Genomic DNA, 13819 nt, shown 5'->3' with positions numbered 1-13819 from the left:
AGGAGCGACCCCATGCCCATCCCGACCCCCGGCCCGCTGCGAGAGCGCGTCGCGCGCTTCCTCGCCGACGGCCCTCACGGCCTGCTCATCGACGGCGTCTGGCGGCCCGCGCAGGCCGGCGAGACGTTCGCGACGCACGATCCGGCCACCGGGGAGGCGATCGCCGAGGTCGCGCGCGCTCGCGCGGCCGACGTCGACCTCGCAGTCGCCGCCGCCCGCCGTGCCCTGCGCGGCCCATGGGCGCGCATCTCGCCCATGGAGCGGGAACGGATCCTCCGGGCCGTCGCGGATCTCCTCCAAGAGCACCTCGACGACCTCGCCCAGCTCGAGAGCCTCGACCAGGGCAAGAACTGGCGGACGTCGCGCTTCGGGGAGGTCCCGGCCGCGATCGGCCAGTTCCGGTACTACGCGGGATGGCCGACGAAGATCCTCGGGCAGACGGTGCCGACCTCGCTCAGCCGCACGCCGGCGGGCAAGGAGGTGTTCGCCTACACGAGCCGCGAGCCCGTCGGCGTCGTCGCGGCCATCGTGCCGTGGAACTCGCCGCTCCTCATGGCCTCCATGAAGCTCGCGCCCGCGCTCGCCGCGGGCTGCACGATCGTGCTCAAGCCCGCCGAGAACACCCCGCTCACGGCCCTCTACCTCGGCAGGCTGCTGCAGGAGGCGGGCCTGCCAGACGGCGTCGTGAACATCCTCCCCGGGTACGGCGCCGAGGCGGGGCAGGCGCTCGCCGACCATCCCCGCGTCGACAAGGTCGCCTTCACGGGCTCGACGGCGGTCGGCAAGCGCCTCGTGACCTCCGCGGCCGGCACCCTCAAGCGGCTCACCCTCGAGCTCGGCGGCAAGTCGCCGTCGATCGTCCTCCCCGACGCCGACCTCCCGGCCGCGATCGACGGCGTCTCGCGCGGCATCTTCGACAACGGCGGGCAGGTGTGCGTCGCGAGCGCCCGGGTGTACGCGCACCGCGACGTCTACGACGAGGTCGTCGCGGGGATGGCCGCGTTCGGCGAGGGGCTGCGCCTCGGCCACGGCCTCGACCCCGACGCCGACCTCGGCCCGCTCGTGAGCCCCGCCCAGGCGGAGCGGGTGGAGGGCTTCCTCGACGAGGGGACGGCGCAGGGCGCACGCGTCGTGACGGGAGGCGCCCGTGTCGGCGACGCCGGGACGTTCTTCCCGCCCACGGTGGTGACGGGCGTCACGAACGACATGCGGCTCATGCGCGAGGAGATCTTCGGCCCCGTCGCCGTCGTGACCCCCTTCGACGACCTCGACGAGGTCGTGGCATGGGCGAACGACTCCGCCTACGGCCTCGCCGCGAGCGTCTGGACGGAGGGGCTCTCGAACGCCCATCGCGTCTCGGCGGCGCTCGAGTCGGGGACCGTCTGGGTCAACTGCCACTCCTTCCTCGGGCCGGAGCTCGTCAAGGGCGGGCACAAGGAGTCGGGATGGGGCTACGAGAACGGGCCGCACGGCCTGGAGAACTACCTGGAGACCAAGTCCGTGGTGATGGTGATCTGATGAGCGATGCACGAGGGCCGATCCTGTTCGGCGCGTTCGAGATGATGAACCCCTCGACGGGGATGCCGACGTGGACGCACCCGCTCGGACGAGCGGACGGATGGGACTCCGTCGACTACTGGGCCGGCCTGGCGCGGACGCTCGACGCGGCCGGGTTCGACTTCCTCTTCTTCGCCGACACCTACGGCTACGCCACGCTCGACGGCGTCATGCCCGACGAGGTCGCCGCGCACGGCATCCAGTTCCCCGCCGTCGACCCGATGCTCGCGATCGCCGCGCTCGCGCGGGAGACGGAGCGTCTCGGCTTCGTCGTCACCTCCCCCACGACGGTCGAGCGCGCCTACGGCACGGCCCGCCGGTTCGCGACGCTCGACCGCTTCACCGACGGCCGGATCGGGTGGAACGTCGTCACCGGGAGCTCGCAGGCGACGACGGACGAGCTGTTCGGGCTGACCGACCGTCTCGCGCACGATCGCCGCTACGACGCCGCGGACGAGTTCATCGACACGTGCCTCGCGCTGTGGGAGACCGGATGGGACGACGACGCGCTCGTCAAGGACCGGGCGCGCAACGTCTTCGCCGAGCCCGCAGGGCTGCACCGCGTCGAGGTGCGGGGCGAGTTCCACGGGACGGACGGCGTCTTCGCGGTCCCCCCGACGCCGCAGCGCACGCCCGTGCTCTTCCAGGCCGGCACCTCGTCCCGCGGACGCGCGTTCGCGGCGCGCAACGCCGAGGCCGTCTTCGTGCAGGGGCAGTCGATCGCCTCCGCCAAGGCGCACGTCGACGACATCCGCGCGCAGGCCGAGGCACATGGCCGCGATCCCCGGACCGTGTCGGTCGTGACGGGCATGACGGTCACGGTCGCGCCGACGACCGCGGAGGCGCGGGCCAAGCGGGCCGAGTACGAGGCGCTCCTCGCCTACGGAGACGCGGGCGTGATCTTCGCAGGGCTGACCGGCATCGACCTCACGCGCATCGACCCCGACACGCGCATAGCCGACCTGTCCACCGACCAGGGGCGCACGCTCCTCGAGCACTACCTGCGCACCGATCCCGACGCGCGCGTCCGCGGCGTCCTCGACGGATTCCGCACGAAGGCGATGCGGGGCTTCCAGGTGACGGGCTCGCCCGCCGAGGTCGCCGACGAGATCGAGCGGATCGTCGACGGCGCCGGTATCGACGGCATCATGCTCGAGCCCACCTTCGGCGGACCCGGGGCCTATGAGGACGTCATCGGGCTCGTGCTGCCGATCCTCGTCGAGCGCGGGCGGGCGGGGACGACCCCCGCCGGACCGACGCTGCGCCACCGGTTCACGGGAAAGGCCCGTCTCGACCCCACCCATCCCGTCCGCCGGCGCCAGCTCGACGGCGCCCGCTGACAACAGCCATCCGGAGGAAGCCATGAAGCAAGAAGCCGTCTCCGCGGTCATCCGCGGACTGAAGAAGGCGGGGGTGAGCGTGGTCGCATACCTGCCCGACTCCCTCCTGAAGGAGCTGTACCCGGCCCTCGACGCCGACCCCGACATCCGCACGATCCCCGTGACGAACGAGGGGGAGGGCGCCGCGATCGCCGGCGGCGTGTTCCTCTCCGGCAAGCGCGCGGCCCTCGTCATGGAGAACTCGGGCCTGCGCGCCGCCACGGAGCACCTCGCCCGTCTCGGCCTGGGCGCCGGGATCCCCGTCATCATGCTCATGAGCTACCGCGGCGAGCTCGGGGAGAACAACTGGTGGGCCGTCCCGCACGGCATCACCATGGAGCCGCTGCTCGACGCGCTGCGGACGCCGTACCGCATCGTCAGGGAGGAGGGCGAGATCGAACGCGCGATCGCCGACGCCTACGACTGGTCCTACTCCGCCTACCACCACTCGGCCGTCGTCCTCGGAGGGGGGATCGTGCGATGAGCATGAGCCGATTCGCCTGCATGAGGCTCCTGGGGGCGCGGCTGCAGGACGAGCTCGTCGTCCTCTCCCTCGGCGGCGCCGTCGACGAGTGGTACAACGCCGCCCCGCACATGCGGGAGGCGAGCCTCTTCCAGCAGCAGCTCGGCTGCGTCACGCCCGAGGCGTTCGGCCTCGCCGTCGGCCTCCCGCACCGCCGCGTCGTCTCGCTCGACACCGACGGAGGGCTGCTGTTCAACCTCGGCATCCTCGCGACGCTCGGCAACGAGAGGCCCGAGAACCTCTTCGTCGTCGTGTGGGACAACGAGCAGTACCAGTCGATCGGCGGGCCGAGGACGCACACCGCCTCGGGCACCGTCGACCTCGCCGCCATCGCGCGGGGCGCAGGCGTCCGCCAGGCGTTCACGGCGACGACGCTCGACGAGTTCGACGGGCTGTGCGCCGAGGGACTCGTCGCCCGCGAGCCGTACCTCCTCGTCGCGAAGACCGACGGCGTCCTCGAGCCCGGGATCAGGCGCAAGCACTCCGACGGACGAGAGGACAAGTACGTCTTCGTGCGCCACGTCGAGAAGACCGAGGGCATCACCATCATGGGCCCGAGCGAGCACAACTGATGCTCACGTCCGATCCGGGGGCGCTCGCCGCCTCGTACGACTACCTCGTCGTCGGCGGAGGCACCGCAGGCGACGTGCTTGCGGCACGGCTGTCGGAGGACACCGATGCGCGGGTCCTCCTCCTCGAGGCGGGAGGCGCGCATCACGGCGTGGGCGCCATCCGCGACGCGACGCGCTGGACGAGCCTGCTGCGCGGCGAGCACGACTGGGGCTACGACTACGAGCCGAGCGAGCGCGTCAACGGGCGCGTGCTGGGCATCCCGCGCGGGCGCGTGCTGGGCGGATCGAGCAGCGTCAACGCCATGCTCTGGTATCGCGGCAACCGGCGCGACTACGACCTCTGGGGCGAGAACGGCGCGACGGGCTGGGACTTCGACGCGCTGCTGCCGTACTTCCGCCTCTCGGAGGACTGGGAGGGCGGCGCGAACGCCTACCGGGGGGCGGGCGGGCCGATGCGCGTCGAGACGTCGAAGCGGCCGCACGCCGTCGCCGCGGCGATGCTGGAGGCCGCTCCCTCCGTCGGGATCCCGGTGATCGACGATCCGAACGCCGAGGACAACGAGGGCGCCGCGCTCGCGAACATGAACGGCCTCACCCGGCCCGGCCTGCCGATGGAGCGATGGAGCACGGCGCGCGGCTACCTCGATCCCGCGCTGGCACGACCGAACCTCGCGGTGCTCACGGACGCCGAGGTCCGCCGCGTCGTGTGGCGCGGGTCGCGCGCCGTGGGCGTCGTCTTCTCGTCGGGAGGCCGCGACGTCGCGGTCGCGGCCGACCGGGGCGTGGTGCTCACGGCGGGGGCCATCGGCACGCCGCGAATCCTGTGGCACTCGGGCGTCGGCGATCCGGAGGAGCTCGCGGCGGTGGGGCTCCCGACGCGGCTGGCCCTGCGCGGCGTCGGGCGGAACTACATGGACCACCCGCTGCTGCAGGGGCTGAGCTTCCGCTTCCGCGGGGACATGGGTCCCCTGACCGACAACGGCGGCGGCACGATGATGAACTGGCGCAGCTCGGTCGCCGACGGCCGCCCCGATCTCCACGCCTTCGTGGCCCAGACCGGACAGGCCACGCCGGCCGTGCGCGAGCGCTTCCCCCTGGGCGACGAGCCCGCGTTCGCCGTGTCGCCCGGCCTCATGTCCGCGCGGAGCGTCGGATGGATGCGCCTCGTGTCGCCCGATCCCGCCGTCGCGCCGCTCATCCAGCCGAACTTCCTCGACCATCCCGACGACATGACCGCCCTCGTCGAGGCGATCGACGTCGTGTTCGACCTGCTCGACGCCCCCGCCTACCGCGCGGTCAGCGACGGCGCGCTCACCCCCGACCGGCGTCTGGACGCGAAGGAGCGCGAGGAGTACGTGCGCGACAGCGTGGAGACCTTCTTCCACTCCTCCGGGACGGCGAAGATGGGCGTCGACGAGATGGCGGTCGTCGATCCGTCGCTCCGGGTGCACGGCGCCGATGCGCTCTGGGTCGCCGACGCGTCGGTCATCCCGACCCTCCCCACCGCGAACACGCAGGCGTGCGTCGTCGCCGTCGCCGAGCGCGCGGCCGAGCTCATCGACGGCCGTTCCCGCATCGGCACGGCATGAGCGCGCGCGTCGTCGTCGGCATCACGGGGGCCTCGGGGGCCGCCGTCGCCGTGCGCGTCGTCGAGATGCTCCGCGAAGCCGGCACGGAGACCCACCTCGTCGTCAGCCGGTGGGGCAGGGCGACGCTCGAGCACGAATGCGGGATGGGCGTGCGCGACCTCGCGCCGCTCGTGGCCGACATCCACTCCAACGGCGACATGGCCGCGCCGATCTCGAGCGGGTCGTTCGGCGTCGACGCGACGCTCGTCGTGCCGTGCAGCGCGCGCACGCTCGGCTCGATCGCTGCGGGGACGGGCGACACGCTCGTCGCGCGGGCCGCCGACGTCGCGCTCAAGGAGCGCACGCGGCTCGTGCTCGCGGTGCGCGAGGCGCCGTTGTCGTCGATCCACCTCCGGAACGCCCTCGCCGTCTCCGAGGCCGGCGGCGTCGTCCATCCGATCGTGCCGACGTTCTATGCGCGGCCGGCGTCGGTCGCCGAGCTCGTCGACGACATCGCTGCGCGCCTGGTCGCCCTGTGCGGCGTCCGCTCGCCGTTGCGGCGCTGGGGCGTCGACCTCGGTATCGACCCGCGCGGCGACGCGCAGAACCGGACAGGAGACCCCTCATGACCCCCGAAGACGCCCTGCGCCTGCTTCCCAAGGCCGAGCTCCACTGCCACTTCGTCTCGACGATGCGGGCGTCGACCCTCGTCGAGCTGGCCGCGCGCCACCGGGTGCCGCTGCGCACCGACGACCTCGACGCGCTGTTCGCCTACGAGGGGCTCCCCGACTTCCTCGACGTCTTCAACGCCGCGCACGCCGCGCTCACGACGGGCGACGAGATCGCACGGGTCGCGTACGAGGGCGTGGAGGACGCCGTGCGGGCCGGCAACCTGCGCTACCGCGAGTACTTCGTCAACCCCGACAACTTCCGCGACGCCGGCATCGGCTACACGAGCCTCGTGGACGCCATGACGGACGGCCTCGTGCAGGCCGAGCGCGACTTCGGCGTCGGCTTCCGCATCGTCGCGGCGATCAACCGCTCGCTGCCCGCCGCGACGGCCGTCGACCTCGTCGGGACCGTGCTCGCCCATCCGCGCGACGCCGTCGTCGGCATCGGGATGGACGACCTCACGCCAGAGCTCACGGAGGATCCGCTGCGCTTCCAGGAGGCGTACGCGCTCGCCGCCCGCCACGGTCTCCGGGGAACGGCCCACGTGGGCGAGACGCTGTCCGCCGATCCGCGGAACGTGGCCGACGCCGTCTTCGGTCTCGGCGTCGAGCGCGTCGACCACGGATACCGCGTCGTCGACGACGCCGACGTGCTCGCGCGCGTGGGGGAGGCCGGGGTGCCGTTCGTGTGCACGCCGTTCTCGACGCGCATGCTCTCGGGGTGGGGGTTCGACCCCGGGCACCGCATCGCGCGGATGGTCCGCGCGGGTCTGCGCGTGACGCTCGCGACCGACGACGCCGTCTTCTTCCGGACCGACATCGGGCGAGAGTACTCCGAGGCGCTCCCCGCGATGGGGCTCGGCCTCGACGACGCCGTCCGCATCGCCCGGGTCGGCTTCGAGGCGGCGTGGTGCGACGAGTCGCAGCGGGAGCGGATGCTCGCCGACCTGCGCGGCGCCGCGCTCGCGCTCTCGGCGTAGCCCCGGGAGGTCGTCACCTGACGTCGTGGATCGGCCCGGGCTGCGCCTCAGAAGACGATCGTGTGGTTCCCGTCGCGCACGACGCGGCCCTGCGCGTGCCACAGGACGGCGCGCGAGAGCACGGCGCGCTCGACGTCGGCGCCGCGTCGGCGGAGGTCCTCGGCGGAGTCGGCGTGGGTCACGCGCACGACGTCCTGCTCGATGATCGGCCCCTCGTCGAGGTCCTCCGTCACGTAGTGGCTCGTCGCGCCGATGAGCTTCACGCCGCGCTCCTTCGCCTTGCGATACGGGTTCGCGCCGATGAACGCGGGCAGGAAGGAATGGTGGATGTTGATGACCGGCACGCCGATCTCGCGCAGGAAGCCGCTGGAGAGGATCTGCATGTACCGGGCGAGCACGACGAAGTCGACGTTGCCCTTCAGGAGACGCACGATCTCCGCCTCCGACTGCGACTTGTCGGGCCCGGCCTGTGAGGGGACGTGGAAGAACGGCACGCCGAAGGAGCGCACGTCGTCGGCGGTGGTCGTGTGGTTCGCGACGACCATCGGGATGCTCACAGGCAGCTCGCCGCGACGGTGGCGCCACAGGAGGTCGAGCAGGCAGTGGTCGTCCTTCGACGCGAGGATGGCCATCCGCTTGGGGATCGAGAGGTCGTCGAGAGTCCAGCTCATCCCGAACGGCTCGAGCGTCGCGGCGAGGTCGGCCTCGATCTCGTCCCTCGCGACGGCGAAGTTCGCGCGGTGGAAGACGACGCGCTGGAAGAACCGCCCGGCCTCCGGGTCGGTCGAGTACTGGTCGAGGGTGACGATGTTGCCCTGGTTGCGCGTGATGAGCGCGGCGATCGCGGCGACCACTCCGAACTGGTCGGGACCGTCCACGATGAGGCAGGCGTGATCGATCAGTTCTTCCCTCAACGGCGTCATGGTCCCATTCTGTCAGCCCGCCTCCGCGCGCCCGCCCGATAGGGCACCGGCCACGAGCCTGTCGAGGGGCAGAAGTGCCCATGCGGCAGAGGGAGGACTCCAAGGCTACGCGGAGGGTCGATGCCTACTCTGCTCAGGTTAGGCAAACCTAACTACGATGTGAGCGGCGGTCGAAGGCCGGTCGCCCGGCGGACAAGGAGAGATGAACGCGCATGGGACGAACCCTGGTGGGAACCGAAGAGAGCTCGTCGACGGCGACAGCGGGCGTCGGCCGATGCACCTCCCTGCTGAGCGCGCGGACCGCGGAGCGCTATGCGCAGGTCGTCCACGAGGTCGTCGACGACCTCGCCGAACGCTTCCGGACCGTGAGCTCGCCCTCGTCGGGCGCCGCGCGCCACGAGCTCCGGGAACGCGTCGACGCCGTCGACCTCGACGGCGACGGCGTGGGCGAGCGGGCGGCTCTCGCGGAGGCCGGAGACCTCTACGCGCGGCACGCCGTCTGGTTCCACCTGCCCGCCTACGCCGCGCACCTCAACTGCCCCGTGGCGGTTCCCGCCGTCGCGGCGGAGAGCATGCTCGCGGCGATCAACACGTCCGTCGACACCTACGACCAGTCGGCCGTGGCGACGCTCATGGAGCGGCGGCTGATCGCGTGGACCGGGGAGCGGATCGGCTTCGCCGACGCCGACGGGGTCTTCACCTCCGGCGGCACGCAGTCGAACCTCCAGGCGCTCTTCCTCGCCCGCGAGGCGGCGTTGCGCGGCGACCGGAGCGCTCGGGGCGAGCGGATGGCGCGCCTGCGCGTCCTCACGACGGCCGCGAGCCACTTCTCGGTGGCGCGCTCGGCGCTGCTGCTGGGGCTGCCGGACGACGCGGTCGTCTCGGTGGGGACGGATGCGGACGGCCGGATGGCGCCCTCCGCCCTCGCCTCCGCGCTCCGGGAGACGACGGATGCGGGCGATGTCGTCATGGCGGTCGTCGTGACGGCCGGCACGACCGACAGGGGGGTCATCGACCCGATCGCCCCCGCGGCCGACCTCTGCGACGCCGCCGGCGTCTGGCTGCACGTGGACGCGGCGTACGGCGGCGGCCTCCTGGTGTCGCCCACGCGCCGCGGTCTGCTCGACGGGATCGAGCGCGCCCGCTCGGTCACGGTCGACTTCCACAAGACCTTCTTCCAGCCGGTGTCCTCCAGCGCGCTCGTCGTCCGCGACCCGCAGGACCTGCTCGCGACGGCGTGGCACGCGGACTACCTGAACCCCGAGGTCGAGGCCGCGGAGGACGACGCCGAGCCCAACCAGGTCGACCGCTCGCTGCAGACCACGCGCCGCTTCGACGCCCTCAAGCTCTGGACGACGCTGCGGGCGATCGGCCCCGACCGGCTGGGCGCGATGGTCGACGCCGTCTGCGATCTCGCCGCGCGGGTGCGGGAGGCGATGGACGACGATCCCGAGCTGCGTCCCGTGGGCGCGACCGACCTCAGCACCGTGCTGTTCCGCTATCAGCCCGATGGGGTGGACGACGCGACGGCCGACCGTCTCGTGCCGCTCGTGCGGCGCATCCTCTTCCAGTCGGGGAGGGCGATGGTCGCGCGCACCGTGATCGACGGCGTCCCGTGCCTCAAGCTCACGCTCCTCAACCCCGACGCCACGGTCGACGACATCGCCGAGGTCCTCGAGCTCGTGCGGTCGGCCGCCCACGGGCTGCTCGCGGGTGACGAGCTCACGACGCGCGACACGCCTCCGTGCCGTGACGTCCATCCGCGGCTGCGCCGCACGAGCGAGCTCGACGCGACGGCGGAAGGAGCCGGCCGATGAGCGCCGACGCCGTGCACGACGTCGTCGGGATCGGGATCGGGCCGTTCGGCCTCGGGCTCGCGGCGCTCGCGCAGCCGCTGCCCGACGTCGACGCGGTCTTCCTCGACCAGGCGGACGGGTTCCGCTGGCATCCGGGCATGATGATCGACGGGGCGACCATCCAGGTGCCGTTCCTCGCCGATCTCGTCACGATGGCCGACCCGACGTCCCCGTACTCGTTCCTCGCCTTCCTCAAGGCGACGGGGAGGCTCTACCCCTTCTACATCCGCGAGTCGTTCTACCCCCTGCGGTCGGAGTACGACGAGTACTGCCGCTGGGTCGCCGCGCAGCTGCCGACGCTCCGGTGGCGTCGCAGGGTCGTCGCGGTCGAGGAGGAGGGAGACCTCCTCGTCGTCCGGGCAGAGGTGCTCGACGCGGCCGGCGGGGTCGTCGGGACGGAGAGCCGCCGCGCGCGCCACGTCGTCCTCGGCGTCGGCACCCGCCCCGTGCTGCCGGCGCCCCTGCGGGCGCTCGCGGACGAGGTCGCGCGGCACCCGTCCGCCGGCCCCGTCGTGCACTCGGCCCGGTACCTCCCGGCCCGCGACGCGCTCCGCGGGAGCGGCTCCGTCACGGTCGTCGGCAGCGGGCAGTCGGCCGCCGAGGTGTACCGCGACCTGCTCGCGGACGTCCAGGACAGGGACGCCCGCGTCGACTGGGTCACGCGCTCGCCGCGGTTCTTCCCGATGGAGTACACGAAGCTCACGCTCGAGATGACGTCTCCCGAGTACACCGACCACTACCGGTCGCTCCCCGCGGAGCTGCGCGAACGGCTCGGACGCGAGCAGCGCAGCCTCTCCAAGGGCATCAGCGGCGACCTCGTCGACGACATCTACGACACCCTCTACCGGCTCTCGAGCGGAGGCCGCTCCGTCCCGTCGACGCTCCTCACGGACACGGAGGTCGTGGCCGCACGGTACGACGAGGCCACGGAGGAGCACGTCCTCACCCTGCGCCACGGACAGCTGGGCGAGACCCGCGAGCACCGGACGGGGGCGGTGCTCGCCGCGACGGGCTACCGGTCCGAGACGCCGGCCTTCCTCGACCCCGTCGCGCACCGCGTGCGCCTCGACGACCGCGGGCGGCTCGACGTCTCGCGCGACTACGCGGTGGACGAGGCCGAGCGCATCCACGTGCTGAACGGCGAGGAGCACACGCACGGCGTGACCGCTCCCGACCTCGGCTTCGGGCCGTGGCGCGCGTCCGTCGTGCTCGCCGCCGTGACGGGGCGCGAGCCGTATCCGATCGAGCGCCGGATCGCGTTCCAGACGTTCGGGCTCCCCGGCGACGCCGGACCCGCCGCCGGCGCGGATCCCGCCACCGACACCGCCGAGCGCTTCCTGGAGGCCGCACGATGACCATCACCGCACCGTCCGTCGCCACGCCGGCGTCGTCCCTCGCCGTCTCGCTCGAGCCGATCGACGCCGAGCGCGACGCGGACATGCTGCACGCCTGGCTGACGCATCCGCGCTCCCGCTTCTGGGAGATGACCGACCACGACCCGCAGCAGGTGCGCGCGTACCTGGAGCGGGTCGCGGCGGACCCCGCGCAGGACGGATGGCTCGGACGGGTGGACGGCGCGCCGGCGTTCTACGTCGAGACGTACGAGCCCTCCGCGCTCCTCCCGGACGAGCTGTTCGCCGCGGACCCGGGCGACGTCGGCATGCACCTGCTCGTCGCGCCCCCCGCGGCGGACCCCGTCGACGGCTTCACCTCGGCGGTCATGGGGGAGGTCCTGCGCTTCTGCCTGGGCCGTCGGGCGGACGGCGGCCTCGGGCGCACGCGCGTCGTCGTCGAGCCGGACGTCCGCAACGCGGCGATCCTCGCCAAGAACGCCGCAGCGGGGTTCCGGGTTCTGGGGGAGGTCGACCTCGTGCTCGACGGCCATCCGAAGCGCGCAGCGCTCAGCGTCTGCACGCGGGAGGACCTCGCGGCGAGCCCGCTGGGCGCCGGCTGGGCCGGAGGGCGCGGGCCGCAGCCGTATCTGCGCCCGGACCTCCTGCGCCACGGGCATCGCCATCTCGTCGCCAAGGCGTTGTCGGAGTTCGCCCACGAACGGCTCATCGCGCCGCAGCGGGGGCCGGAGGAGGGAGAGTGGGAGCTGGAGGTCGCCGACGGCTCATCGCGCTACGCCTTCCGCGCGCGCGTGCTCCCGCTCGAGCACTGGGCGATCGACGAGGCGAGCATCCGACGCAGCCGGGGCGGGGCATCCGCGGAGCTCGACGTCCTGGAGCTCGTGCTCGAGCTGCAGCCGCTGCTGGGCCTGCCCGAGGACCTCGTCGCGGTGTACCTCGAGGAGCTGTCGTCCACGCTCGCGAGCGCCGCGTCCAAGCGGCACCGCGCGCTCGCCGGGGAGACGCCGACGGCCGAGGCCCTGCTCGACGCGGGCTTCCAGGAGACCGAGGCGGCCATGACGGAGGGGCATCCGGCCTTCCTCGCGAACAACGGGCGCATCGGCTTCTCGCGCTCCGACTACCGCGACTACGCGCCGGAGAACGGACGGCGAACGCGGCTCGTGTGGGTCGCGGCGGCGCGCGAGCACACGCACCTCGCGCTCGGACGCGGGCTGGACGAGGCCGGGCACCTCGAGCAGGCGCTCACGGCCGACGAACGGCGCGCCTTCGCGGAGCGGCTCGCCGACGACGGGCACGACCCCGAGGGCTTCCACCTCCTGCCCGTCCACCCCTGGCAGGCCGAGCAACGGCTGCCGGTGACCTTCGCCGCCGACATCGCGCGCGGGCACCTCGTCCCGCTCGGCCTCACGGCGGACGAGTACCAGCCGCAGCAGTCCATCCGCACCTTCTTCAACCTCACCCGTGCGGGCGCGCCCTACGTCAAGGTCGCCCTGGCCATCCAGAACATGGGCTTCCTGCGCGGACTGTCTCCGGCCTACATGCGAGACACCCCTGCCATCAACGACTGGGTCGCCGATCTCGTGAGCGGCGACCCGGCGTTCGGCGACGCGGGGTTCGAGGTGCTGCGCGAGCGGTCGGCCGTGGGGTACACGGGCGACGTCTACCACCGCACGGCGGAGACGAACCCGCAGCGCAAGATGCTCGCCGCGCTCTGGCGGGAGAGCCCGGTCCCGCGGCTCGCGCCCGGGGAGCGCCTCGTCACGATGGCGGCGCTGCTCCATCGCGATCACGATGGCGCCGCGTACGCCACGGCGCTCGTCCGCGCGTCGGGACGGCCGGCGGACGCGTGGGTGCGCGCCTACCTCGACGCCTACCTGCGTCCCCTCGTGCACGCGGTGCTCGCACACGACCTCGCCTTCATGCCGCACGGCGAGAACCTCATCCTCGTGCTGCGCGACCACACCGTGGCGCGTGCGCTCATGAAGGACATCGGGGAGGAGGTCGCCGTGCTCGGAGAGCGCGCGCTGCCGCCCGGGACGGAACGCATCCGGGCCGTCGCGCCGGGGCGGGAGAAGGCCCTGGCGATCTTCACCGACGTGTTCGACGGCGTGCTCCGTCATCTCTCCGGCATCCTCGACGCCGACGGCGTGCTCTCCGCCGACCGGTTCTGGGCGCTCGTCGCCGACGTGCTCGACCGGTACGAGGACGCGCATCCCGACGTCGCGCGGGGTCTCGCGGGAGACGTCGACCTCAGGGCGCAGGGCTTCGCGCACTCGTGTCTCAACCGCCTGCAGCTGCGCAACACCATGCAGATGGTCGACATCGGCAACCAGGCCGAGTCGCTGCTCTACGCGGGCCAGATGCCCAACCCCGTCGCACGCGGCTGAGCCGAGCGGGAGGCGGGATGCGTCCCGCCTCCCGCCGCCGACCCGGGACCT

General features: G+C 72.8%; 11 protein-coding genes. 10 read left to right on the top strand and 1 reads right to left on the bottom strand.

Features of this window, described 5'->3' with window-relative positions; genetic code table 11:
• Positions 1 to 12: 12 nt before the first annotated feature.
• From N8K70_RS16540 to N8K70_RS16510, 7 genes are read left to right on the top strand one after another with little or no spacing between them, the layout of a single operon-like run.
• A complete protein-coding gene (locus N8K70_RS16540) occupies positions 13 to 1518 on the top strand; it encodes an aldehyde dehydrogenase family protein (RefSeq protein ID WP_317139451.1) in 1506 nt (501 codons plus the stop codon).
• Positions 1518 to 2897 (top strand): NtaA/DmoA family FMN-dependent monooxygenase, encoded by a 1380-nt coding sequence (locus N8K70_RS16535; RefSeq protein WP_317139450.1) that lies wholly within the window; start codon positions 1518 to 1520, stop codon positions 2895 to 2897. Before N8K70_RS16540 ends, N8K70_RS16535 begins: the two co-directional genes overlap by 1 nt.
• A 22-nt stretch (positions 2898 to 2919) precedes the next feature.
• On the top strand, positions 2920 to 3420 hold the full coding sequence (locus N8K70_RS16530; RefSeq protein WP_317139449.1) for a thiamine pyrophosphate-binding protein: 501 nt from the start codon (positions 2920 to 2922) through the stop codon (positions 3418 to 3420).
• The gene (locus N8K70_RS16525; protein ID WP_317139448.1) at positions 3417 to 4031 is read left to right on the top strand and encodes a thiamine pyrophosphate-dependent enzyme; all 615 of its coding nucleotides are present in this window, start codon (positions 3417 to 3419) and stop codon (positions 4029 to 4031) included. Before N8K70_RS16530 ends, N8K70_RS16525 begins: the two co-directional genes overlap by 4 nt.
• Positions 4031 to 5620 (top strand): GMC family oxidoreductase, encoded by a 1590-nt coding sequence (locus tag N8K70_RS16520; RefSeq protein WP_317139447.1) that lies wholly within the window; start codon positions 4031 to 4033, stop codon positions 5618 to 5620. Before N8K70_RS16525 ends, N8K70_RS16520 begins: the two co-directional genes overlap by 1 nt.
• A complete protein-coding gene (locus N8K70_RS16515; RefSeq protein ID WP_317139446.1) occupies positions 5617 to 6228 on the top strand; it encodes a UbiX family flavin prenyltransferase in 612 nt (203 codons plus the stop codon). The genes N8K70_RS16520 and N8K70_RS16515 overlap by 4 nt, the downstream gene beginning before the upstream one ends.
• Positions 6225 to 7250, top strand: coding sequence for an adenosine deaminase family protein (locus tag N8K70_RS16510; protein WP_317139445.1), 1026 nt, complete (start codon positions 6225 to 6227; stop codon positions 7248 to 7250). Before N8K70_RS16515 ends, N8K70_RS16510 begins: the two co-directional genes overlap by 4 nt.
• Positions 7251 to 7297: 47 nt before the next feature.
• On the opposite strand, the gene purU is transcribed toward N8K70_RS16510, so the two are convergent.
• Positions 7298 to 8173 carry a formyltetrahydrofolate deformylase gene (gene purU, locus N8K70_RS16505; protein WP_317139444.1) on the bottom strand — a complete coding sequence of 292 codons (876 nt, stop codon included), beginning with the start codon at positions 8171 to 8173 and terminating at the stop codon, positions 7298 to 7300.
• A 227-nt stretch (positions 8174 to 8400) separates the two neighbouring features.
• On the opposite strand from purU, the gene N8K70_RS16500 reads away from it, so the two are divergent.
• The 3 genes from N8K70_RS16500 to N8K70_RS16490 are packed head-to-tail and all read left to right on the top strand — an operon-like array spanning position 8401 to position 13768.
• The gene (locus N8K70_RS16500; RefSeq protein WP_317139443.1) at positions 8401 to 9990 is read left to right on the top strand and encodes a pyridoxal phosphate-dependent decarboxylase family protein; all 1590 of its coding nucleotides are present in this window, start codon (positions 8401 to 8403) and stop codon (positions 9988 to 9990) included.
• Positions 9987 to 11384, top strand: coding sequence for a lysine N(6)-hydroxylase/L-ornithine N(5)-oxygenase family protein (locus tag N8K70_RS16495; RefSeq protein ID WP_317139442.1), 1398 nt, complete (start codon positions 9987 to 9989; stop codon positions 11382 to 11384). Before N8K70_RS16500 ends, N8K70_RS16495 begins: the two co-directional genes overlap by 4 nt.
• On the top strand, positions 11381 to 13768 hold the full coding sequence (locus N8K70_RS16490) for a GNAT family N-acetyltransferase (RefSeq protein WP_317139441.1): 2388 nt from the start codon (positions 11381 to 11383) through the stop codon (positions 13766 to 13768). The genes N8K70_RS16495 and N8K70_RS16490 overlap by 4 nt, the downstream gene beginning before the upstream one ends.
• Positions 13769 to 13819 lie beyond the last annotated feature (51 nt).

It is taken from the genome of Microbacterium sp. AB, assembly GCF_032878875.1.
In the GTDB taxonomy this organism is placed as follows: Bacteria; Actinomycetota; Actinomycetes; order Actinomycetales; family Microbacteriaceae; genus Microbacterium; species Microbacterium betulae.
Note: the sequence above shows the minus strand (reverse complement) of the source record. Positions and strands in the feature narration are given on the sequence as shown.

What these genes read in the sequence shown, in the direction of transcription:
- N8K70_RS16540 (WP_317139451.1), top strand. Translation starts at nt 13, where the DNA reads ATGCCCATCCCGACCCCCGGCCCGCTGCGAGAGCGCGTCGCGCGCTTC.
- N8K70_RS16535 (WP_317139450.1), top strand. Translation starts at nt 1,518, where the DNA reads ATGAGCGATGCACGAGGGCCGATCCTGTTCGGCGCGTTCGAGATGATG.
- N8K70_RS16530 (WP_317139449.1), top strand. Translation starts at nt 2,920, where the DNA reads ATGAAGCAAGAAGCCGTCTCCGCGGTCATCCGCGGACTGAAGAAGGCG.
- N8K70_RS16525 (WP_317139448.1), top strand. Translation starts at nt 3,417, where the DNA reads ATGAGCATGAGCCGATTCGCCTGCATGAGGCTCCTGGGGGCGCGGCTG.
- N8K70_RS16520 (WP_317139447.1), top strand. Translation starts at nt 4,031, where the DNA reads ATGCTCACGTCCGATCCGGGGGCGCTCGCCGCCTCGTACGACTACCTC.
- N8K70_RS16515 (WP_317139446.1), top strand. Translation starts at nt 5,617, where the DNA reads ATGAGCGCGCGCGTCGTCGTCGGCATCACGGGGGCCTCGGGGGCCGCC.
- N8K70_RS16510 (WP_317139445.1), top strand. Translation starts at nt 6,225, where the DNA reads ATGACCCCCGAAGACGCCCTGCGCCTGCTTCCCAAGGCCGAGCTCCAC.
- purU (WP_317139444.1), bottom strand. Translation starts at nt 8,173, where the DNA reads ATGACGCCGTTGAGGGAAGAACTGATCGATCACGCCTGCCTCATCGTG.
- N8K70_RS16495 (WP_317139442.1), top strand. Translation starts at nt 9,987, where the DNA reads ATGAGCGCCGACGCCGTGCACGACGTCGTCGGGATCGGGATCGGGCCG.
- N8K70_RS16490 (WP_317139441.1), top strand. Translation starts at nt 11,381, where the DNA reads ATGACCATCACCGCACCGTCCGTCGCCACGCCGGCGTCGTCCCTCGCC.